This window comes from Afipia sp. GW821-FHT14H12, from assembly GCF_058803465.1.
Window position 1 is genome coordinate 1,083,382 of record NZ_JBXAOZ010000001.1, and the last position, 19,885, is coordinate 1,103,266.

Here is a 19,885-nt window from a genome sequence, read left to right on the forward strand (position 1 = left end):
TCGAAGTGTTTCGCAGTTGCGTCGTCAGCCGTTGATCGATCGCGTCCGAATTCCGTTCTCAATCGTCACCCGGATCACCTATGACCGTTCCTCCGCCAAACACCTCTTCCGTTCCGGCCGACCCTCGCCGTAACTTTTCGATTGCCTTCGGCCTCGAGCGGATCGGCCTGATCGCAGTCAAGGCGCCGGTCCTGTCGCTGGTGATCCTGGTTGCCTTGTGCGTCGGGGCATTCTTCGGCCTTCAGCGCATCAAGATCGACGATTCGCTCAGCCAGTTGTTTCGCTCGGACACCCCCGAATACAAGCAATATGAGGAGGTGACGAAGCGCTTCCCCTCCAGCGAATACGACGTGCTGGTGGTGGTCGAAGGCAAGTCGCTACTCGCGCGCAACTCGTTGGAGAAGTTGCGCGACCTCGTCACCGACCTGCAGCTTGTAGATGGCACCCGCGGCATCATCTCGCTGTTTTCCGCGCGTCAGCCGCCCGAGAACGGCAATCTGCCGGCGGCGCTTTTCCCTGAGACGCTGCCGCAGGGGCAGGCGTATCAGGACTTCATTGCCAAGGTCAGAAGCAACGAGGTCATTCGCGGCAAGCTGTTGTCCGAAGATGGCACGCTGGCGCTTGTGGTGCTGGCGCTCGATCCGCAGGTCGTCAGCAGCAAGGGTCTTGGCAAGACCGTTGGCGACATCCGCAAGCTGATGAGCGAAGATCTTGCCGGGACCGGACTGACAAGCCAGTTGTCCGGCGTGCCGGTCATGCAGCTCGAAATCCGCAATGCCGTCGAGCGGGATGGCCTCACCTACAACATCGCGGGAATTCTGGCGGGCTGCCTGATCGCTATCGTGTTCTTCCGGCGAATATCATTCATGGTCGCGGCGGCGTTTCCCCCGCTGCTGGCGATCCTGTTGGCGCTCGGTACGCTCGGCTGGCTCGGCTTCAGCCTCAATATGTTCCTGAACGTGATGACGCCGCTCATCATGGTGATCAGTTTCGCCGACTCGATGCAGCTCACCTTCGCCGCGCGCGACCGCCTGATCGCGGGCGAGGACAAGCGCACGGCGTTCCGCAATGCCGTGCTGGTCGTCGGCCCGGCCTGCGTGCTGACGCATGGCACTGCGGCGCTGTCCTTCATCGCGCTGCAATTTTCCGATTCGGACCTGATCCGGAAATTCGGAGAAGCCGGGCTGTTGGCGACGATCATCGCGCTTGTTGCGGTGCTGTCGCTGGTGCCCGTATTCGGCGTGCTGCTGGTGCGCAAGGAGAATGTGTTCGCCACCAAGATCAAGGGCGCCGACGCCGGCGTCGAGGCACTACGCTCGTTCTGCCGCTGGATTGCCGTGCGCATGGTCGGACGGCCCGGCTTTTTCAGCCTGATCGCGCTGCTGGTGGTGGTCGGCCTTGGCACGATCTACGCCCATTTGCAGCCGCGGTATCGTCTCGCCGATCAGGTGCCGGACAAAAAGCAGGCGGTCGAGGCATCGAGCCGGCTCGACGCCAAGCTGACCGGCGCCAATCCAATCGATGTGCTGATCGAATTCCCCAAAGGCGAAAGCCTGTATTCGCCGCAGACCTTGCAGGTGATCGCTGACGTTCACAGCATTGTCGAGAAGCAGGCCGGTGTCGGCAATGTGTGGTCGCTGGAAACGCTGCGCCGCTGGCTTGCCGAGAAGGCGGGCCGCTCCGATGTCGCCACGCTCAAGGAATATGTCGACATGCTGCCGAAGCATCTGGTCGGCCGTTTCATCTCCCCCGATCATGATGCCGTGGTAGTTTCGGGCCGTGTGCCGGATCTCGATTCCAGCCAGATCCTGCCGACCGTCAACAAGCTCGATGCCGCGATGGCTGCGGTGCGGCAAGCTCATCCGGGTTACCAGATAGCTGTCACCGGACTGTCGGCGATTGCGGCGCGTAACAGCGCCAGCATGATCGACAAGCTCAACCATGGTCTGACGATCGAGTTCGGCCTGGTAGCAGCCTTCATCGGCCTTGCGTTCCGTTCGCTCACCGTGATGTTCGTGAGCATCCTGCCCGGCATTTTCCCGGTGGTGCTGTCCGGCACGGTGCTGTGGCTGATGGGGGAGGGGCTGCAATTCGCCAGCGTGGTGGCGCTGACCGTCTCGTTCGGGTTGGGCCTTTCCGCGACGATCCACTTCCTCAATCGTCTGCGGCTGGAGGAGCAGCCCGGCGTGGATGAAGGGCTTGCGGTGGAGCGCGCCACGGTGCTGGTCGGGCCGGCGCTGATCCTGACCACGGTGGTGCTGGCCTGCGGACTGGTGGTGACGGTGTTTTCGGATCTGCCGTCGCTGCGGCTGTTCGGCTGGCTCAGCGCCTTCTCGATGATTGCCGCGCTGGTCGCGGACCTGTTCATCCTGCGCCCGACGGCGATGTTCCTCATCAGTCTGTCGAACCGGTTGCGCGGCGAGCGTCGCACCGATCCGAAACCCGCCGAGTGAGGCAGGTTCGGTTTGAGGCAGGTTTTCAAAACGAAAAATCTCCGGGCCCGAAAGCCCGGAGATGTTTTTTGACTGTCAGTTCGGAAGGCTTATTTGGTCAGCGAGATATTAACCGCGCGCAGTTCGCCCTTCGAGGCGATGGCGATCGACTGCTTGTTGCCGCGCGTTGAGATGTTGAAGGTCGCGGCATATCCGTTGGTCTGCACTAGAGCGGTCACCTGTCCGCCGGATACGCGTCCTTCGACGCTGCCGTTCACCCCGCGGCTCGTTTCCGTCCATGAGCCGCTTAACTGGCCGCCACTGGAGCGCACTTCGCTTGCGAGGTCGAAGCGGTAGCTGTCGCTCGCGCAACGCAGATTGATGTTCACGACATTATTGCCGCTGCTGGTCGTATATTGTCCGCGGCAGCGGATCCGCTCGTTGCTGGTGCCGTTGTTGGAAGCAATGGTGATCGTGCCGTTGCCGGACCAGTGGCCGGCATAATCGGCGAACGCACCGCCATCGGCGTAGCTGGCCGAACATGGCAACAGCATCGCGGCGCCAAGTACGACGGCGGCGACAGTGCCCGGCAAAGTTCTTGAAAAACGAATCATGTGGCGAGTTCCTGCAGTGAACGTGTTTGCTGTTGTTCCGCGAACCGATATGGCTAGTTTCAGGCCGCAACGTGAGTTGGGCCGCAGCACATGGATGACTGGCCCGGAGGATATAGGAACCGGCTCGGGAGCGCCAAGGGGTAAGGGTCGCAGGCTCCCGGTTCGCCTCCATGCTCATAAGTCGGCAGAACCGGGAAAAGGTTCAAAGGATTTTACATGGCCCGGACGTCCGGGAGAAAAACTATCCGTCGTATGATGAGATTTCGATCAGGCTGCCGTCGGGGTCGCGGCAATAGACCGAAGTGAGGGTGCCGAGCGCGCCCTGTTTTTTCACTGGGCCTTCCTCGATGGCGACGCCGCAGGCCCGCAGATGGGCGATGACAGCCTCCGGCCCGGCGGAGGTGAGGAAGCACAGGTCATCGCTGCCCGCAGCTTCGTGATCGGCGGTGAACCATTCTACCTTGTCGGTTGTGACTGGCCGCAGGTTGATCTTCTGCCGCCCGAACCGCATGGAAATGCGCGGGGCCTTGCCGTGTCCGGGGTCGAAGACGACACGGGCCATGCCGAGCACGCGCTCATACCATTCGGCGGATGCGACGGCATCCGTGACATTGACAACGAGATGATCGAGCGCATCGACGGTGATTGTCATGTGATCTCCATAATTGACGGCTGCCCGGGGGATGACGAATTTTGCGGCAACCTTGAATCGGTTGGCAACAGTGCGGCGGCGCTCGCCTCACGACATATTCCGGAAATCAGCGATCACGAAGCTTACATGTCGTGCAAATTCTGAAAAATGGAATCGGCTCGCGAATTGAATTCGTCCAAGGCTGACGGCGTTAATTCGTTATTGAGTCCCCTTCTCTACTGTGTCGCCGGGCATTGTATCGGATGGTTGGGGGCAATGGTGAAATTCAAGTCCATTTCGGTTCGCATCATGGTGGCGATTTCTCTCGTCGCCGCAGCTTCATGTGTGGTTTTGGGTGGCTTCGGCCTGTGGCGCCAGCAGGCGACGGTCGACACGGCGCTGGAGCGCGAATCGCGCGCCGATTACGCCAACCTGACGGCGGCTCTCGATGCGGACACGCGCACGACGCTTGCCGTGGCAAATTCTCTCGCCGTCATTCCCGAACTCAAGGCGCTGGTGAGTGCCGGCGACCGTAACGGTACGATCGCACTGACGCAGAAGGTGCTGGATAAGATCAAGCCGTTGGGTCTTGAGCTGATCACGATCCAGACGCCGCCCTCGATCTCCTTCATGCGCGCTCATGCCCCGAAGGTGTTCGGAGACGATGTGGGGCCTCGCCGCAAAATGGTGGTCGAGGCGATGGCCGACAAGAAAGCCATTGGCGGCGTCGAGGTGGGTCGCGAAATCCTGAACGTGTTCGGTTCGTCGCCAATGATCGATGGCGACAAGGTGATCGGCAATGTCGATATCGGCGAACCCTTTGGCGACGCCTTTGTGAAGAACATGAAAGCGCGGTTCGGCGTCGATGTCGCGATCCATCAAATGAACGGCGACAAGATGAAGACGCTTGCGACCACGCTCACGGATTCCGCGACGAGCGTGGACGACGTCAAGCGCGCGTTGAGCGGCGAAGTCTTCACGCGCCAAGGCGAGCAGGCGGGCCGTCCTGTCGGCACCGCCTTCGGCCCGATCAAGAGCTATTCCGGCAAGCCTGTTGCGGTGTTTGAAATTGTGCGCGATGCCTCGGCTTATGCCGCGCTGAAGCACAGCTCGGCGATGTGGCTCGGGCTGATGACACTCGCCGCGGTGCTTCTCGCCGGTCTGGTCTCGGTATGGATCGGGCGCGGGCTTGCCCAGCCGATCCGCGCGCTTGAAGGGGCGATGCGCGCGATCACCGCGGGCGATCATGAGCTTGTGGTGCCGGGCGCCCAGCGGGCCGACGAAATCGGCTCCATGGCGGCTGCGGTCGAGGTCTTCAAGGACAGCCTCGCGGAAACCGGACGTCTGCGCGCCGCGCAGGAAGAGCAGCGCGCCGCGTCCGAAGCGGAACGGCGCCAGACGCTGCACGCACTGGCGACCCGGTTCGAGGAAGGCGTCGGCCAGATCGTTTCCTCGGTCAGTTCGTCGGCGGTCGATCTGCGCGGGACGGCGGAATCGATGGCCAGCACCGCCGAGGAAGCGACCAGCCAGACCGACCTCGTGGCGCGCGTCTCCGAAGATGTGTCGCGCAGTTCGCAGGCGGTTGCGGCGGCGATCGAGGAGATGAACGCCTCGATCAATGAAATCGCCCAGCAGGTCAACGAATCGACCAAGGTGACGGGCGATGCGGTGGCGCAGGCCAATGAGACCCATGCCGGCGTTCGCGATCTGGCGCAGGCCGCGCAGCGGATCGGCGACGTGGTGAAGCTGATCAGCGAGATCGCGGCGCAGACCAACCTGCTGGCGCTCAACGCCACCATCGAGGCGGCGCGCGCGGGCGATGCGGGCCGTGGCTTCGCGGTTGTCGCGTCCGAGGTCAAGGAGCTTGCGACCCAGACGTCGAAGGCGACCGACGAGATTGCGGCGCAGGTGGCGGCGATCCAGTCTGCCACGCGCACCTCGGTCGATGCGATCGACGAGATCACGCAGACGATCGGCCGGGTGAACGAGATCGCCAGCGCGATCGCGTCGGCGGTCGAGGAGCAGGGCGCGGCAACGCGCGAGATCGCCAACAACGTCTCCCAGGCGGCGGAAGGTACCAGCGAGGTGTCGAGCAACATCGCAGGCGTGCGCGATGCCGCGCGCGAGACCGGCGTTACCGCCGGGCGCGTGGTCGATGCGGCGTCGGCATTGTCCGAAAACGGCGAGACGCTGAAGCAGCAGGTCCAGGCCTTCCTCAACGAAGTCCGCGCGGCCTGATCACCAACTTTGCCAATCCTTGCTGGCGGCGCTTATGCCGCCGCCAGCGTCTTCCGTCTCCGGGAAGCAGGCTGAGCGTCAGAGATATTTCATAGGCCGGCTCAAACGCTTCTCGTCCCCGCGTTGGCGCGATGTCTTCTCCAGTGCGCATGCAGGCGCATGTCGCCCAAAATCCACACTGCGTTTGAAATCTGCAGTTTGCACCTGAAACGCTCGCTGCTGAGAACGTGATGCCTTTGCGCGTTTCCGGCCCAGTTCCATAGTGCCAGCGGTAACGGGGATCAAAAGGGGCAATCAAATGACAGCGCGCAAGTGTTTCATCGTGGCTGCAGGCTTGATGACGGCGAGTGCCGCACATGCCGAGCAGATTCCATCCAATGCAGAGCTATTTCGCATGCTCAAAGCGCAGCAGCAGACCATTTCCGAGCTGCGCGCCGAATTGAGGCAGGCGAAACAGGAGCGGCACGCCGAAACTTTGAGAAGGGCCCGCCAGGCGGCACCGGCAGCCAAGCCATCGGGACACGCCGTCGCCGTGGCGGCAACTCCGCCGGCTCAGGCCTATGCGATGTACACCAAGGGAGCTTCAGTTTTGCCGGCATCCAGCCGCGGCGCCTATGTTGGCGTTTTCGGTGGTGGGGGCAGTCGCAGCGGTACCAGCGTCAGTCAGTCCGGCACCGCCTTTTTCACCGAGGCCCAGGGAGGGCCCCTGGCTGTCGATGCCAGGGGGCGGATCAATAGCGGTGGCGTCGGGTTCGGTGGCGCGCATGTCGGTTATGAATGGTCGTATGGCAAATATTTGCAGCCGGCTCTGGAGCTCGAAGGGTTCTATCTGGCAGGCAACCAGCAACGTGCGACACTGGCGAATTCCACAGCCCGGCTTGACGAGCACACCTTCAGCGACACTTTCCCGGCCCGCACCACGGTGCTTCTGGCGAATATGGTTGTCGGCTTCCGCACGCCCTATCAGGGCTTCACACCCTATATCGGCGGCGGCATCGGAGCAGCCAATGTCTCCATCAAGGGCGCCACGTCGACTCAGACCGATCCGGCGGAGCCAGGCATCAACCACTTCAATGCAAACCCCGATGCCTCAGCCTGGACTTTTGCGGCACAGGCAAAGGTTGGTGCGCGTATGCCCCTCGGCGACAGCGGGGCTTACCTGTTCGGCGAGTATCGCTATTTGTATGTCGGCGCGGTGAATCAGGTTTTTGGCTCGACCGTGTATCCCACACATGTTGCGACGAGTCCGTGGACGGCCAGCTTCGACGGGACGTCTCACCATCTGGCAGCGGCTGGCGTCGGCTTCAGCTTCTAGCGGAGTAGTGTCAGCGTTTAGATCATTGCGATGGTCCAGCGAGCGCAGGGCGGGATTCCTCGCCCTGCGCCGGCAGAGGTGTCCCCCGTAGCCTCCCTGCCTCTCCTCTGCTATCAACGGCCTCGCCGGTCCCGTAGCTCAGCCGGATAGAGCGACGGTTTCCTAAACCGTAGGTCGGAAGTTCGAGTCTTCCCGGGATCGCCATGAACCCTGATATGGCCCTCCAGGTGGTTATCAGGCCCATTTGCTGGTTCGGGCGCCATTTCGCCGGGGTCAATCGCTCTTTGCCGTGACGCCGTGATCCATGAGAGGGTAAAAGCTCTCAGGTCATCTCGCATGCCTGTGATTCTCTCCGAGGCCTACATGCGGACGCTGCTGCTACCTTTCGCCCCACGCTTCATCCTCCTCACCATTTGCACGCTCGCCACGCTGGTCCTGCTTGGCGCGGGCCTAGCGAACGGAGAGTTGCCCGCCGCCCTGTGGGTGGCGGTCGCGATATTCGCCGGCTTCACCTGTATCGGCATCAACGATTTGATGCAGCGGAGCCATTCGGTGCTGCGCAACTATCCGATCACGGCGCATTTCCGTTTTCTGCTCGAAAAAATCCGCCCTGAGATGCGGCAGTATTTCTTCGAGAGCGAAAAAGATGGCAGGCCGTTCAGCCGCGACACGCGCGCGATCGTTTATCAACGCGCGAAGATGGCACTCGACAAGCGGCCCTTCGGCACTCAGCTGGATGTCTATTCCGATGGCTTTGAATGGATGCACCATTCGATCACGCCGAAGGCGCCGGCGGAATCGGACTTTCGCATCGTTATCGGCGGAACAGAATGCGCCAAACCGTATTCAGCTTCGATCTTCAACATTTCGGCGATGAGCTTCGGTGCGTTGAGTGCAAACGCCATTCGCGCGCTCAATGCCGGTGCGCGTCAGGGCGGCTTTGCGCATGACACCGGCGAGGGTGGTGTCAGTCCGTATCATCGTGAGAATGGCGGCGATATCATCTGGGAGATCGGCTCGGGTTATTTCGGCTGTCGCACCCGCGACGGGCAATTCGATCCGGAAGCGTTTGCGCGCGTTGCGTCCGACGACCAGATCAAGATGGTCGAGCTCAAGATCAGCCAGGGCGCGAAGCCCGGTCATGGCGGTGTGCTGCCGGCCGCGAAAGTATCAGAGGAGATTTCTCTGATCCGCGGCGTGGCGATGGGCGAGGATTGCATTTCGCCCGCCTATCATCGCGCCTTCTCCACCCCCGTGGGGTTGATGCAATTCATCGGCGAGATGCGCAGGTTCTCCGGCGGCAAGCCCGCGGGCTTCAAGCTGTGCATCGGCCATCGATGGGAATTTCTCGCGATTTGCAAGGCGATGCTGCAGACCGGTATCTATCCTGATTTCATCGTGGTCGATGGCAAGGAAGGCGGCACCGGCGCTGCGCCAATCGAGTTCGCCGATCATATCGGCATGCCGATGCGCGACGGTGTCAATTTCGTCCATAACGCACTGATCGGTATAAATGCCCGCGAGCGAATCCACATCGGCGCATCGGGCAAGATCGCGACCGCCTTCGACATGGCGCGGGCAATGGCGCTCGGTGCGGACTGGTGCAACTCCGCGCGCGGTTTCATGTTCGCGCTGGGGTGCATTCAGTCGCTGAGCTGTCATACTGACCGCTGTCCGACCGGTGTTGCCACACAGGATCCACAGCGTAGCCGCGCGCTGGTGGTCGAGGACAAGAGGGTGCGGGTTGCGAATTATCACGGCGCCATGGTGCGCGCGCTCGCCGAACTGATCGCGGCCGCAGGGCTCGAGCATCCCAGCGAGATCAGGCCGATCCATTTCTCGCAGCGCATTTCCGGCAACGAGGTGGTGTCGTTCGCGCAGCTTTACCCGCAGCTTCAGCCGGGCGAGTTGCTGTCCGGCACCGAGAACGCGTGGTTCGGTGAAGCGTGGGAGCTTGCGCAGGCCGAGACGTTCGCACCGAAGGTGTGAGATTTTAGAACTCGCCGTGCAGCCGCGCGGAGAAGATCGACACCGGCCCACGGTCGGCGTTGTAGGCGGGGTTGACGACAAACTGATAATCGGCGGTTGCCGTCAGCTTTGGCGTGATGGCGTAGGCGTAATAGGCCTCCATCAGCCGCTCCTGGCTGTAATTCAGCCGGCCGTCGCCAATGAGAACGCCCATGCCGCCCGCCGCGATAAAATCGCGATGGTCGCGCGACAGAGCGTTGATCGCGCCGCCAAGCCCGATGGTGTCGTTGGGGCGGCCCCATGACTTGCCCTTGATCGACAACCCACCCGAGAGGCTCGCATCGATGTCGGTGAAGGCCATGATCTCAGTCTTGCCGTCGTTCCAGCTCCAGCGGCCGAACAGGCCGACGGTGTCGCTTAACGCCTGTTCGAGGTTGACGACATAGCCGTATTTGATGCGGCCTTCACGCGTGGCGGCGATATCGAGATTAAGCGCGGGATTGTCGAGCGTCGCGCGGTAGCTGCCCGAGAAGGCGCTGTTGATCCATCCGATCGTGCGCAGTTTACCCGGTTGGCCGAACAACATGTAGCGCTGCTCGAATTCCGCGACGTATTCGCCCCGGCGGAAAAGATGCATGTCGAAATTATTGGAATTGGATTCGGCATCCATCAGGAAATAGCCGAAACGCAGCGCCCAGTTTTTCTGGTTCAACTCGGCAGTCGCGCCGTAGCTCAGGCCGACCTTGTCGGCGGAGTAGTCGAACGCGCCTGGTGCCCAGATCGACCAGTTCATGAAATCCTTGCGCGGATCTTTGGCATAGGCGTTGCCGTCAAAGATATCGAGCACGGCGAACTTGCCGACCTGCACCGTCAGGCGGGAGACGTTGGCCTTGCCACCAAGCTGGTTCGGGCCGCTTTCAAGAGTCTCCTGTTCGCCGCCGAAGCCGAAGGTCTGGCGAAGATACATGCGCGATGGGTTGAAGCGCGGATAGGGAAAGTTCGATTTTTGCGCTTCGCCGCTGGAGAATCCGCCCAGCCCGACCGTGTCGCTGAGGCCGAAGCCCTGCACCAGTTCGGGATTGAAATACAGCTCGCCGCCGTCCCAGAGCCGCGCGTTGATATAGAGGCTGTTGCTCCATGTCGCCTTGGCTTGTCCATTTGGGGCAAGGCTGTTCAGGCCGGAATAGGGCGCATGGAAGGCAGGATAGGCTTGCGCCAGATAGGTCGATTGCCCGGAGATTTCCAGATTTGACGGCAAGCCGTCACCGAAGTTGCTGTCGTTCCCGGTGAAGTCGATCTTCCGGTTGAGCCCAAGACGGATGGTCTGGACATCGAACGTGCTTGCACTTTGCAGGCCGGAGCCGAGTTGCACATGGTCGCGGCCGTAATCGCTGTACAGATATTCGACTCGCGCACTCCATTTCGGGCCGATCGCGTATTCGGCGCCGACGCCCGCGATCCATCCTGTGCGCAGCGACAGCTTCTTGTCGTCGAAAGCAGGCGATGTGTATTCGAAGCGTTCGCCCGCGAACGCAAGACCGCCGGTGACGTAAAGCAACCAGCGCGGCGCGGCGTAACCAAGCCGCGCGCGCAGCGAACCGGCATAATCCAGCCGTTCGGTAAGAGTGCCATTCATCGTCGGTGTCACGGCGACGCCGCCGCTGGACTCGATGTAGTTCGGAAAGCTCAGGTCGGCTTCGACGCCGAGCAGGACGCGTGACGGCAGCACCACATTGTAACCGGCCTGCACGCCTGCGGTGGCGGTGCCGAAATGGTTGCGTGTGTTGAAGCTGGCGCCATCGAACACGCTCGCGTGCGAGGAGCCAAAGCCATATGCAAAATGGGCGCCGACATAGGCGCCGCTCCAGTCGAAGACCGGCGCAGCTTTGACCGGGAAGTCGGCGGCGAAGGCGATGGCGCACGGCGAGGCTGCTGCCATCGTCGCTGCAAGCGCGCAGGTGGCAGGCGTGCCGATCGATAAACGGGGCCGACGAATCGCGATCATTGGCCACAGGTGCCATGCCGCCAACCGCCGCGCCACAGGCCGTTGCGTTGTGTGCACTGTCGTCAGGCCGTCACGGACCTGCTGCAAAAAATGGTTGCTCCCCATGACCGCTAAGAACAATAATTGCAAATGATTGTCAATAGCATTGAGAGTGATTTGCAACTGGAAGCAACGGAACGGCTGTCCAGACTTGATGGAAGCTGGTCGAAGTGAGGGCATGCGCTTTCATTGCCGCGATCCGGGATGATCGCAGGCTGAAGCCGAATTTTGCGGAGCAGAAATTTCGTCAGGTCGCGGGACGGTTCGCGAGCCGCGCCATGTCAAAGCCATGGACGTCGGCGAGCAGTTCGCAGAACGCCTTGGCGCCGTGCTCGATCAATTGCCGGCCCTTGTCGGCGCTGGCCAGTGTGGCATCGCCCGCAACGCCGCTCGGGTGCAGGTCCTGCGCCGCCCATGCGAAGGGCGCGGGACGGTGCGGCGACAGCCAGCGGAATTCACGCGCCATCGCAACGCTTGCGGGCTCGAAGTTGGCAATCTTGTCCTTGCGCACCAGATCAGGCTGCGCCGCCAGCATGATCGAGGTCTCGACCGCGCCGCCATGAATGCCGTGAGCGATTTCCTCATGCGGGAAAAGCCCTTCCGGCGTACCGAAACGGTGCCAGTTGGTCGTGACCGCCAGCATCCCGAGGCGGGCACGCAATTCCTGCGCGACAATCGCCATCGGCGCGCTGTTGCCACCATGGCTCGTCACCATGACAAGCTTCTTCACGCCGCTGCGCGCGACACTTTCCCCGAGCGACATCCAGTGGCGGATGGCGACATGATAGGGCAGCGTCACCGTACCGGGGTAGTCGATATGCTCGATTGAAAAGCCGACGCTCTGGACCGGCAAAAATGAGGCCGGAACGTGTCCGGGAAGCAGCGCCTGCACGCGCGCAAGATAAGCCTCCGCGATGAAGGTATCGGTGCCGACCGGCAGATGCGGGCCGTGCTGTTCGGTGGCGGCCAGCGGCAGCACCGCGATCCATTCGCTCGCGGCTGCGGGATCGGTCTCCGGCCAATGGATGGTCGTCCAGTCGCGGGGTGGTGTGGCGCTCATGAATGAAGATATCTTTGGATGCGGTGGAGCTGATCGATTAGAAGGCGATGGGCTCTTTCAGACCAGAGCCCTCGGCTTCTATCATGAGCCAGAACGACCAGCGGAGTCCAATCATGCAGCCTGCCCTTTCGTTACGAGCGTTAACGGCGGCCGGGCTACTGATGTCGATGCTGATACCCTTGCAGGCACAAACCCCGCAAAAGCTCGACAAGGTTGCCTTCGGCACCAACTGGCTGGCGGAGGGCGAGCAGGGCGGCTTCTTCCAGGCGCTTGCGGACGGCACCTACAAGGCATACGGCTTGGATGTGACGATCGTGCCGGGCGGACCCAACGTCAATAACCGCATCCTGTTGCTGTCGAAGAAGCTCGATTTCGATATCGCCGCCAACAATCTGCAGTCGCTCGATGCGGTCGCGAACAAGGTGCCGGTGGTTGCGGTCGCGGCGATGTTCCAGAAAGACCCGCAGGTTTTCATTGCGCACCCGCAGTCGAGAGTCAAAACGCTTGACGATCTCAAGCCGCTGACGCTGTTCGTCTCGAAGGAGGGGATGCCGACCTATTTTCAGTGGCTGAAAAGCGAGCACGGCTTCAGCGAAGATCGCGTCAAACCCTACACCTCCAACGCGCAGCCGTTTCTGGCGAACCGCAACAGCGCGATGCAGGGTTATGTGACGTCCGAGCCCTTTGCCATCGAGCAGAAAGCCAAGTTCAAGCCGACCGTGATCCTGCTCGCCGATTACGGCTTCAACGCCTATTCGACCTTCATCGAGACCAGAACCGATCTGGTCGAGAACAAGCCCGATCTGGTGCAGCGTTTCGTCGATGCCTCGATCATCGGCTGGTACCACTATCTCTACGGCGACAACACAGCCGGCAATGCGCTCATCAAGAAGATGAACCCGGACATGACCGATGCGATTCTGGATTACTCGGTCGCCAAGATGAAGGAATACGGCATCGTCGATTCCGGCGACACGCTCAAGAACGGGATCGGCGCGATGAGCGATGCGCGCATGGAGGATTTCTTCTCGACCATGGTGCATGCCGGTGTCGTGAAGCGGGAGGTCGATTTCCGCAAGGCCTATACGTTGCGCTTCGTCAACAAAGGCGTCGGCCTCGACCTGCGTCTCGCGAAATGACGGCCATCAGTTGCAAGGGCGTCACGCGGCGCTATGCCAACGGCACGGAGGCGCTCGGCCCGGTCGATCTGAAAATCCGCGAAGGCGAGTTCGTCTCGCTGCTCGGCCCTTCGGGTTGCGGCAAGTCGACCTTGCTGCGGATCATCGCAGGGCTCGATGCTCCGAGCACGGGGAGCGTCGCTGTCGATGCACGCGCGCGATCGTCGCGCGGGATCGGTTTTGTGTTTCAGGAGCCGACACTGATGCCGTGGGCGAGCGTGCGCGACAATGTCCGCCTGCCGCTCCGGCTGACGGGAGATGACAGCCCGGCAGGCCATGCGCGGATCGACGATTGTCTCGCCCGCGTCGGCCTCACCGAATTCGCCGAAGCCTATCCGCGCCAATTGTCCGGCGGCATGAAGATGCGGGCGTCACTTGCCCGCGCGCTGGTGACGGACCCCGATATCCTGCTCCTGGACGAGCCGTTCGCGGCGCTCGATGAAATCACCCGCTTTCGCCTCAACAACGACCTGCTGGCGCTGTGGCGCGACCTGCGCAAGACGGTGGTGTTCGTCACCCATTCGGTGTTCGAATCCGTCTTTCTGTCGCAGCGCGTGATTGTCATGACCGCACGGCCCGGCCGGATTTTCGCGGAACACCGGATCGATGCACCCGAGCCGCGCGGCGAGAGCTTCCGCACCTCGGCATCCTATGCCGGCTTCTGCCGCGAGGTTTCCGCCATGCTGGGGCAGGCGAGCGTGCAGGACAGCGGACGGGTTGCCTGATGGGCAAGGATCAAGAGCAAACCAGAGCGATGCCCTCCCAAGATCGCCCGTTGCCGCAGGCGCTGCGCGTGCTGCTGCCCGTGATCGTCTTTGCCGTGCTCATGGGGCTTTGGGAGGCGACGGTCCGCCTGCGCGAGATCCCGCCTTACATCCTGCCCGCCCCGAGCCTGATCGTGCAGACGCTGGTGAAGGACTGGGGCATCCTGTTTGCCTCGCTGCTGACCACGCTGCGCGCAACTCTGGAGGGGTTTCTCGCCGCGGTCATCGGCGGCGTCGGCCTTGCGTTGCTGTTCAACCGCGCAAGGTGGGTGGAGGATGCATTCCTGCCCTATGCGGTGATCCTGCAAGTTACGCCGGTTATCGCTATCGCGCCGCTGTTGCTGGTCTATCTGCCGCAGCATCTGGCCGTGGTCGCCTGCGCCTGGATCGTGGCATTCTTTCCCGTGCTGTCGAACACGCTGCTCGGGCTCAAATCTGTCGACCGGAATCTGGCTGGATTGTTCGCATTGTACGATGCCTCGCCGGCGCAGAAGCTGTGGCGGCTTCGTTTGCCCTCGGCGCTGCCCTACATCATGGGCGGCTTGCGGATCGCGGGCGGCCTGTCGCTGATCGGTGCAGTGGTCGCGGAAATTGCGGCGGGCTCCGCCGGCTCCGGCTCGGGCCTTGCCTTCCGGATCGCGGAGGCGGGCTATCGCCTCGACATTCCGCGGATGTTTGCGGCACTGGCGCTCTTGTCGGCTGCCGGGATTGTGATTTATGCCGGGCTCTCGGCGGTGTCGCGCCTCGTGCTACGACACTGGCATGAGAGTGCGGTGGAAGGAGATTGACGACGATGGCGAACGAGACGGCGAAGCCCGACATCCTGATTTATGGTCCGAAGAAGCCTCTGATCGAGCGGGGTCTCGCCGAGCGCTTCAATGTGCACATCTTCCACCACCCGGATGACCTCGCCAAACTCTCGCCCGAGCAGGCCCAAAACATTCGCGGCATGGCGATCACCAATCTGGTCAGGGCCGACCGCGCGATGCTGGCGCGTTTCCCGAAGCTCGAAATGATTGCCTCCTTCGGCGTCGGCTACGATCACGTCGATTTCCGCTATGCGGCGGAGCACAACATCGTTGTCACCCATACGCCGGACGTGCTGACCGATGAGGTCGCCGACACGGCGATCGGGCTGTTGATCGCAACGCTGCGCGAATTCATCACCGCCGACCGTTATGTGCGCGAAGGCCGCTGGGCCAAGCAGAGTTATCGTCTCAGCCCCGGATCGCTGCGCGACCGCACCGTCGGCATTGTCGGCATGGGCCGGATCGGTCAGGCGATTGCAAAACGTCTGGACGCTTTCGGCGTGCCGATCGTCTACCACTCGCGCAATCCGGCGGCGGGTGTCTCCCACAAGCACTATCCGAACCTGATCGAGATGGCGAAGGCGGTCGATACCCTGATCGCCATCACGCCGGGCGGCGCTTCGACATTGAAGATGATCAATGCCGAAGTGCTGAAGGCGCTGGGGCCGCGCGGTGTGTTCATCAATGTCGCGCGCGGCTCGGTGGTGGACGAGGAGGCGCTGATCGCGGCCCTTCAGGATGGAACGATCATGGCCGCCGGGCTTGATGTCTTCGCACATGAGCCAAATGTGCCGGAGGCATTCTGGTCGATGGACAATGTGGTGTTGCTGCCCCATATCGCGTCGGCCTCGGTGGCGACGCGAGACGCGATGGATCAGCTTGTGGTCGATAATCTGCTGAACTGGTTCTCCGGCAAGCCGGCGTTGACGCCGGTGCCCGAGACGCCTTTCGGGAAGCGTGCATGATCTGCCGTGCCGCCGTTCTGGCTGTCTGTGTCGCCGCAGGCTTTTGGCCTGCGACGGCGGCGTTCGCGCAAGAGGATGGCGCGGCCCAGACCAAGGCCATGTTAGGCCAGTGGGAACTGGCCACGGCGGGGCGCGACCGGACCTGCGTGGTGACGCTGAAGAACGACACCGTGCCGCTCGGCATGAAACTCGATCTGGAGAAGGGATGTGCGGAAGCCCTGCCGTTCACCGGCGCGATTGCGTCATGGACGGTGAAGGGCCTCGACATCGTCCGTTTTCAGGATGCGAAGGGTGCCTCCGTGCTGGATGTCACCGAAGTCGAGAACGGCATTCTCGAGGGCGTGCGCAGCGGCGAGGGCGTCTACATTCTTCAAGGCCTGGCGGCGGCGCGTGCGCTGTCGAAATCGACCGACCAGATGATCGGCGACTGGGCGATGGTGCGCGGCAACGGCAATCCGATCTGCGGCCTGACGCTCACCAACAACGAGGCGGGCAATCCCGAGAACTTCCAGGTCTTCCTTAAGCCGAAATGCGATCCGCTGGTGAGTCGCTTCGGACCGGTGATGTGGCGGCTTGAGCGCGGCGAGATGCTGCTGATCTCATCAAGCGGCGAAGTCTGGCGGTTCGGTGCCGACGATCATGCGCAATGGCGGCGGATTCCCGACAGCGCCGATCCGTTCATCATGGTGCGCCAGTAAGCCTGCGCGCGACTTACATCAGCTTCATGCCCTTGAGGCTCGAATGGCCGTTCTTGCCGACAATGATGTGGTCGTGCACGGAAATGCCGAGCGGGGCCGCGATGGCGACGATGGATTTCGTCATCTGGATGTCGGCCTGTGATGGCGTCGGATCGCCCGAGGGGTGATTGTGGACCAGGATGATCGCGGTTGCCGACAATTCCAGCGCGCGCTTGACCACTTCGCGGGGGTAGACCGGCGTGTGATCCACGGTGCCAACCTGCTGCAGTTCGTCAGCGATCAACTGGTTGCGCTTGTCGAGAAACAGGATCCGGAATTGCTCCTTGTCGGCAAACGCCATGGCGGTGCGGCAATAGTCGATCACGTTCGACCATGACGACAGCATGGTAGGCTGCTTGACCTGCCCCTTGGCGACGCGGCTTGCGGTTGCCGCGATCAGCTTCATCTCGGTCACGGCGGCATCGCCCAGTCCGTTGATTTCGCGCAGCCGCGCTTCCGGCGCATGGACCACCTCGGCGAATGAGCCGAACCTCGCGATCAGCGTTTTCGCCAACGGCTTGACGTCGCGCCGCGGCAGCGCGCGAAACAGCACCATTTCCAGCAGCTCATAATCGCTGAGGGCATCGGGGCCTGCATCGCGAAAGCGGTCCCGCAATCGCTCCCGATGGCCGTGATAATGCGGCGCTTCGGAGAAGCCGGACTGGTCTGACGGATCGTCAGCGTTTTCAGACATGGGGGCACGGTCGCGAACTGACTGTGGCCACCATGCCGTGCCTGCCATCTTTTGCAAGAAGCAATTGCGGCGCGTCCGCTACGAAATCAGGCCGCGTTGTAGGGAGGCTTGTCGAGCTTGCCGGGGGAGAGCGTGAAAATCTCGACGCCGTCCTGCGTCACGCCGACGGAATGCTCGAACTGCGCCGACAGCGAGCGGTCCCGCGTCACCGCGGTCCAGCCGTCGGAGAGAATTTTCACGTGCGGCTTGCCGAGATTGATCATCGGCTCGATGGTGAAGATCATGCCGGGGCGCAGCGCCACGCCTTCTCCAGGCTTGCCGATATGGATGATGTTCGGCTCGTCGTGAAACAGCCGGCCGAGGCCATGGCCGCAGAAATCGCGGACCACGCTCATCTGCTGCGGCTCGACGAAGCTCTGGATCGCATGGCCGATGTCGCCGGTGGTGGCGCCCGGCTTGACGGCGGCGATGCCGCGCATCATCGCCTCATAGGTCACGTCGATCAGCCGCTCGGCGCGCCGTGAGATCGCCCCCGCCGTGTACATGCGGCTGGAATCGCCGTACCAGCCGTCGACGATCAGGGTGACGTCGACGTTGACGATGTCGCCTTCCTTCAACTGGCGGTCGCCGGGGATGCCATGGCAGACCACATGGTTGATCGAGGTGCAGGTCGAGTGGCGGTAGCCGCGATACATCAGCGTCGCGGGAATGGCGTCATGCGCGATCGCGAACTTGCGGACGAATTCATCGATCTGCGAGGTGAAGATGCCCGGCCGCACGATCGGCACCAGCTCGTCGAGGCATTGGGCGGTCAGCGCACCGGCCTTTCGCATTCCGGCAAAGCCAGCCGGGCCGTGCAGCTTGATCTGGCCGGTCTTGCGCGCGGCAGCCTGGGTAGCGTCAACGTAATTCATGGAAAGTCTGACTTCGAAGGGGTTGCGGGCACGCTGGCCGGATCACGCTAATTTAATGCCTTGCCGCCAATTCGCAACCTTTGCGCCCGGGGTGCGGGTCATTCCGCGCCGGGCTTGGCGGCGGGGCCGGAATTGTCCGATGGAACCTCGAGGATGGTTTCCACCGGCAGCGCGCCGCTGCGGACACGGAGTTCGCGCACCGGGTAGGGCACGCGGATGTTTTCGTTCTTGAAGGCGGTCCAGAGCCCCTGCATCACGTTGCTGCGGACATTGTCCATGCCGACATCGAGATCGGCGACCCAGAAGGTCAGCGCGAACTTCATTCCGGTTTCGGCGAATTCGGTGAGCAGGCAATTCGGCGCCTTGAAGGTCGCGACGTTGTGCGTGTTGCGGGCGATGTCGACGGCCAATTCGCAGACCCGGTTCGGGTCCGCTTCGTAATTGGTGGCGAAGTTGACCTTCACCAGCATGGTCTTGTCGGTATAGGTCCAGTTGATGACGCGCTGGGTGACGAGATCCTCGTTCGGAATCAGAATCTCGCGCCCGTCGCCCGCCGCCACCGAGATGTAGCGGGTGTTCATCGAGCTGATTTTCCCGGTGCTGTCGCCGATGGTGACGAGATCACCCGGCTTGACCGATTTGTCCGCGAGCAGGATCACGCCGCTGATGAAATTGGCGATGATCTTCTGCAGGCCGAAGCCGAGACCGACGCCGATCGCCCCCGAGAACAGCGCGAAGGCCGACAGATCGATGCCGACCGCCGACATCACCATGGCGATGGCGGCGACGACGAGCGCGACCCGCACGAGCTTGATCAGCAGGACCTGAACCGACGGGGTGAGGTCGCGCGAGTGGGCGATCCGGGCTTCGATGAAATTGCCGGCCGCGCTGACGAGCCACATCGCGATGGCGAGCAGCACGCCCGCCTTGATCAGCACCAGCGGCGTCAGCCGCAGCGTGCCCATGGTGATCGAGATCGAATCGAGCGCGCTGGACACATCGTCGAGGCGGCCGATGATGCTGAGCGCGGCCACGGCCCATGCCGCGATGGACACCACGCGGACCACGAATTCGTTGCGGATTACGCTGGTGGCGATGCGGATGATGAGCCAGGCGGTCGCGAGATTGACCGCCGTCGACAGCACGTAACCGCGATAGAGCAGCCCGGTCTGGACCATGACCACCCGCGATATTTCGGCCAGCAGCGCGAAAATGATCGTGCCGGCGCGTTGCATCACGGTCCGGGCGAACAGCCGCAGCGGCGCCGGCCAGCCCATCGTCAGCGAGGTCACGTCGAATCGGGCCCGCAGGCTGCTTCCCAAGGCCAGCGAGATACCGGCGGCGACCAGGATGATGCCGAACTGCAGATAGAACCACGGCGAGGTGATTTCCCCGCCGATGGATTGCAGCGCGCGATTCAGGGCGTCTCGCAGGTCGTCCCAATCCATTGGCAGGTCCCGTCAGGTGAAGCAGGGGGAATTCGTCTTCTCATGCGTCCTTGCGACGCAGGCGTCAATATCGG

General features: G+C 62.3%; 16 protein-coding genes and 1 tRNA gene. 10 read left to right on the forward strand and 7 right to left on the reverse strand.

Translation table 11 applies throughout. From position 1 onward, the window contains the following. Window positions 1–80 precede the first annotated feature (80 nt). Window positions 81–2,453, forward strand: coding sequence for an efflux RND transporter permease subunit (locus tag AC1RNA_RS05400; protein ID WP_009338273.1), 2,373 nt, complete (start codon window positions 81–83; stop codon window positions 2,451–2,453). 89 nt (window positions 2,454–2,542) lie between these two features. On the opposite strand, the gene AC1RNA_RS05405 is transcribed toward AC1RNA_RS05400, so the two are convergent. Both AC1RNA_RS05405 and AC1RNA_RS05410 read right to left on the reverse strand, forming a co-directional pair. Continuing rightward, on the reverse strand, window positions 2,543–3,046 hold the full coding sequence (locus AC1RNA_RS05405; protein WP_009338272.1) for a hypothetical protein: 504 nt from the start codon (window positions 3,044–3,046) through the stop codon (window positions 2,543–2,545). Between the two features lie 241 nt (window positions 3,047–3,287). Further along, window positions 3,288–3,698, reverse strand: coding sequence for a VOC family protein (locus AC1RNA_RS05410; protein ID WP_009338271.1), 411 nt, complete (start codon window positions 3,696–3,698; stop codon window positions 3,288–3,290). 255 nt (window positions 3,699–3,953) lie between these two features. Between AC1RNA_RS05410 and AC1RNA_RS05415 the strand changes: the two genes are divergently transcribed. The 4 genes from AC1RNA_RS05415 (at window position 3,954) to AC1RNA_RS05430 (ending at window position 9,219) form a co-directional block, all read left to right on the forward strand. Then, complete coding sequence (locus tag AC1RNA_RS05415) at window positions 3,954–5,915, forward strand: methyl-accepting chemotaxis protein (RefSeq protein ID WP_009338269.1); 1,962 nt, start codon at window positions 3,954–3,956, stop codon at window positions 5,913–5,915. A 298-nt stretch (window positions 5,916–6,213) separates the two neighbouring features. Continuing rightward, window positions 6,214–7,230, forward strand: a complete 1,017-nt coding sequence (locus tag AC1RNA_RS05420) for an outer membrane protein (protein WP_492950424.1) — start codon at window positions 6,214–6,216, stop codon at window positions 7,228–7,230. A 127-nt stretch (window positions 7,231–7,357) separates the two neighbouring features. Next, window positions 7,358–7,434 (forward strand) — tRNA-Arg (locus AC1RNA_RS05425). A 159-nt stretch (window positions 7,435–7,593) separates the two neighbouring features. Further along, window positions 7,594–9,219, forward strand: a complete 1,626-nt coding sequence (locus AC1RNA_RS05430; RefSeq protein ID WP_040298103.1) for an FMN-binding glutamate synthase family protein — start codon at window positions 7,594–7,596, stop codon at window positions 9,217–9,219. A 4-nt stretch (window positions 9,220–9,223) separates the two neighbouring features. On the opposite strand, the gene AC1RNA_RS05435 is transcribed toward AC1RNA_RS05430, so the two are convergent. Both AC1RNA_RS05435 and AC1RNA_RS05440 read right to left on the reverse strand, forming a co-directional pair. Beyond that, window positions 9,224–11,137 carry a carbohydrate porin gene (locus tag AC1RNA_RS05435; protein ID WP_245258146.1) on the reverse strand — a complete coding sequence of 638 codons (1,914 nt, stop codon included), beginning with the start codon at window positions 11,135–11,137 and terminating at the stop codon, window positions 9,224–9,226. 352 nt (window positions 11,138–11,489) lie between these two features. Next, window positions 11,490–12,302, reverse strand: coding sequence for a creatininase family protein (locus tag AC1RNA_RS05440; protein WP_492950425.1), 813 nt, complete (start codon window positions 12,300–12,302; stop codon window positions 11,490–11,492). Between the two features lie 113 nt (window positions 12,303–12,415). Here AC1RNA_RS05440 and AC1RNA_RS05445 point away from each other — a divergent pair, with 113 nt between their 5' ends. The 5 genes from AC1RNA_RS05445 to AC1RNA_RS05465 are packed head-to-tail and all read left to right on the forward strand — an operon-like array spanning window position 12,416 to window position 16,716. Beyond that, the gene (locus tag AC1RNA_RS05445; protein WP_009338258.1) at window positions 12,416–13,441 is read left to right on the forward strand and encodes an ABC transporter substrate-binding protein; all 1,026 of its coding nucleotides are present in this window, start codon (window positions 12,416–12,418) and stop codon (window positions 13,439–13,441) included. Then, complete coding sequence (locus AC1RNA_RS05450; RefSeq protein WP_009338256.1) at window positions 13,438–14,205, forward strand: ABC transporter ATP-binding protein; 768 nt, start codon at window positions 13,438–13,440, stop codon at window positions 14,203–14,205. Before AC1RNA_RS05445 ends, AC1RNA_RS05450 begins: the two co-directional genes overlap by 4 nt. A 29-nt stretch (window positions 14,206–14,234) precedes the next feature. After that, on the forward strand, window positions 14,235–15,032 hold the full coding sequence (locus AC1RNA_RS05455; RefSeq protein ID WP_048758049.1) for an ABC transporter permease: 798 nt from the start codon (window positions 14,235–14,237) through the stop codon (window positions 15,030–15,032). 5 nt (window positions 15,033–15,037) lie between these two features. Beyond that, window positions 15,038–16,018, forward strand: a complete 981-nt coding sequence (locus tag AC1RNA_RS05460; RefSeq protein WP_009338252.1) for a 2-hydroxyacid dehydrogenase — start codon at window positions 15,038–15,040, stop codon at window positions 16,016–16,018. Continuing rightward, complete coding sequence (locus AC1RNA_RS05465) at window positions 16,015–16,716, forward strand: AprI/Inh family metalloprotease inhibitor (protein WP_009338251.1); 702 nt, start codon at window positions 16,015–16,017, stop codon at window positions 16,714–16,716. The genes AC1RNA_RS05460 and AC1RNA_RS05465 overlap by 4 nt, the downstream gene beginning before the upstream one ends. A 13-nt stretch (window positions 16,717–16,729) precedes the next feature. On the opposite strand, the gene radC is transcribed toward AC1RNA_RS05465, so the two are convergent. The 3 genes from radC to AC1RNA_RS05480 form a co-directional block, all read right to left on the reverse strand. Beyond that, complete coding sequence (radC, locus tag AC1RNA_RS05470; RefSeq protein ID WP_492950426.1) at window positions 16,730–17,449, reverse strand: RadC family protein; 720 nt, start codon at window positions 17,447–17,449, stop codon at window positions 16,730–16,732. A gap of 86 nt (window positions 17,450–17,535) precedes the next feature. Continuing rightward, window positions 17,536–18,363: a type I methionyl aminopeptidase gene (gene map, locus AC1RNA_RS05475; RefSeq protein WP_009338079.1), complete on the reverse strand. Its 828-nt coding sequence runs from the start codon at window positions 18,361–18,363 to the stop codon at window positions 17,536–17,538. A 98-nt stretch (window positions 18,364–18,461) separates the two neighbouring features. Beyond that, complete coding sequence (locus tag AC1RNA_RS05480; RefSeq protein ID WP_009338078.1) at window positions 18,462–19,811, reverse strand: mechanosensitive ion channel family protein; 1,350 nt, start codon at window positions 19,809–19,811, stop codon at window positions 18,462–18,464. Window positions 19,812–19,885 lie beyond the last annotated feature (74 nt).

Excerpts from the sequence above, each read along its gene's own strand:
- AC1RNA_RS05400 (WP_009338273.1), top strand. The coding sequence starts at position 81 with ATGACCGTTCCTCCGCCAAACACCTCTTCCGTTCCGGCCGACCCTCGC.
- AC1RNA_RS05405 (WP_009338272.1), bottom strand. The coding sequence starts at position 3,046 with ATGATTCGTTTTTCAAGAACTTTGCCGGGCACTGTCGCCGCCGTCGTA.
- AC1RNA_RS05410 (WP_009338271.1), bottom strand. The coding sequence starts at position 3,698 with ATGACAATCACCGTCGATGCGCTCGATCATCTCGTTGTCAATGTCACG.
- AC1RNA_RS05415 (WP_009338269.1), top strand. The coding sequence starts at position 3,954 with ATGGTGAAATTCAAGTCCATTTCGGTTCGCATCATGGTGGCGATTTCT.
- AC1RNA_RS05420 (WP_492950424.1), top strand. The coding sequence starts at position 6,214 with ATGACAGCGCGCAAGTGTTTCATCGTGGCTGCAGGCTTGATGACGGCG.
- AC1RNA_RS05430 (WP_040298103.1), top strand. The coding sequence starts at position 7,594 with ATGCGGACGCTGCTGCTACCTTTCGCCCCACGCTTCATCCTCCTCACC.
- AC1RNA_RS05435 (WP_245258146.1), bottom strand. The coding sequence starts at position 11,137 with ATGGCAGCAGCCTCGCCGTGCGCCATCGCCTTCGCCGCCGACTTCCCG.
- AC1RNA_RS05440 (WP_492950425.1), bottom strand. The coding sequence starts at position 12,302 with ATGAGCGCCACACCACCCCGCGACTGGACGACCATCCATTGGCCGGAG.
- AC1RNA_RS05445 (WP_009338258.1), top strand. The coding sequence starts at position 12,416 with ATGCAGCCTGCCCTTTCGTTACGAGCGTTAACGGCGGCCGGGCTACTG.
- AC1RNA_RS05450 (WP_009338256.1), top strand. The coding sequence starts at position 13,438 with ATGACGGCCATCAGTTGCAAGGGCGTCACGCGGCGCTATGCCAACGGC.
- AC1RNA_RS05455 (WP_048758049.1), top strand. The coding sequence starts at position 14,235 with ATGCCCTCCCAAGATCGCCCGTTGCCGCAGGCGCTGCGCGTGCTGCTG.
- AC1RNA_RS05460 (WP_009338252.1), top strand. The coding sequence starts at position 15,038 with ATGGCGAACGAGACGGCGAAGCCCGACATCCTGATTTATGGTCCGAAG.
- AC1RNA_RS05465 (WP_009338251.1), top strand. The coding sequence starts at position 16,015 with ATGATCTGCCGTGCCGCCGTTCTGGCTGTCTGTGTCGCCGCAGGCTTT.
- radC (WP_492950426.1), bottom strand. The coding sequence starts at position 17,449 with ATGTCTGAAAACGCTGACGATCCGTCAGACCAGTCCGGCTTCTCCGAA.
- map (WP_009338079.1), bottom strand. The coding sequence starts at position 18,363 with ATGAATTACGTTGACGCTACCCAGGCTGCCGCGCGCAAGACCGGCCAG.
- AC1RNA_RS05480 (WP_009338078.1), bottom strand. The coding sequence starts at position 19,811 with ATGGATTGGGACGACCTGCGAGACGCCCTGAATCGCGCGCTGCAATCC.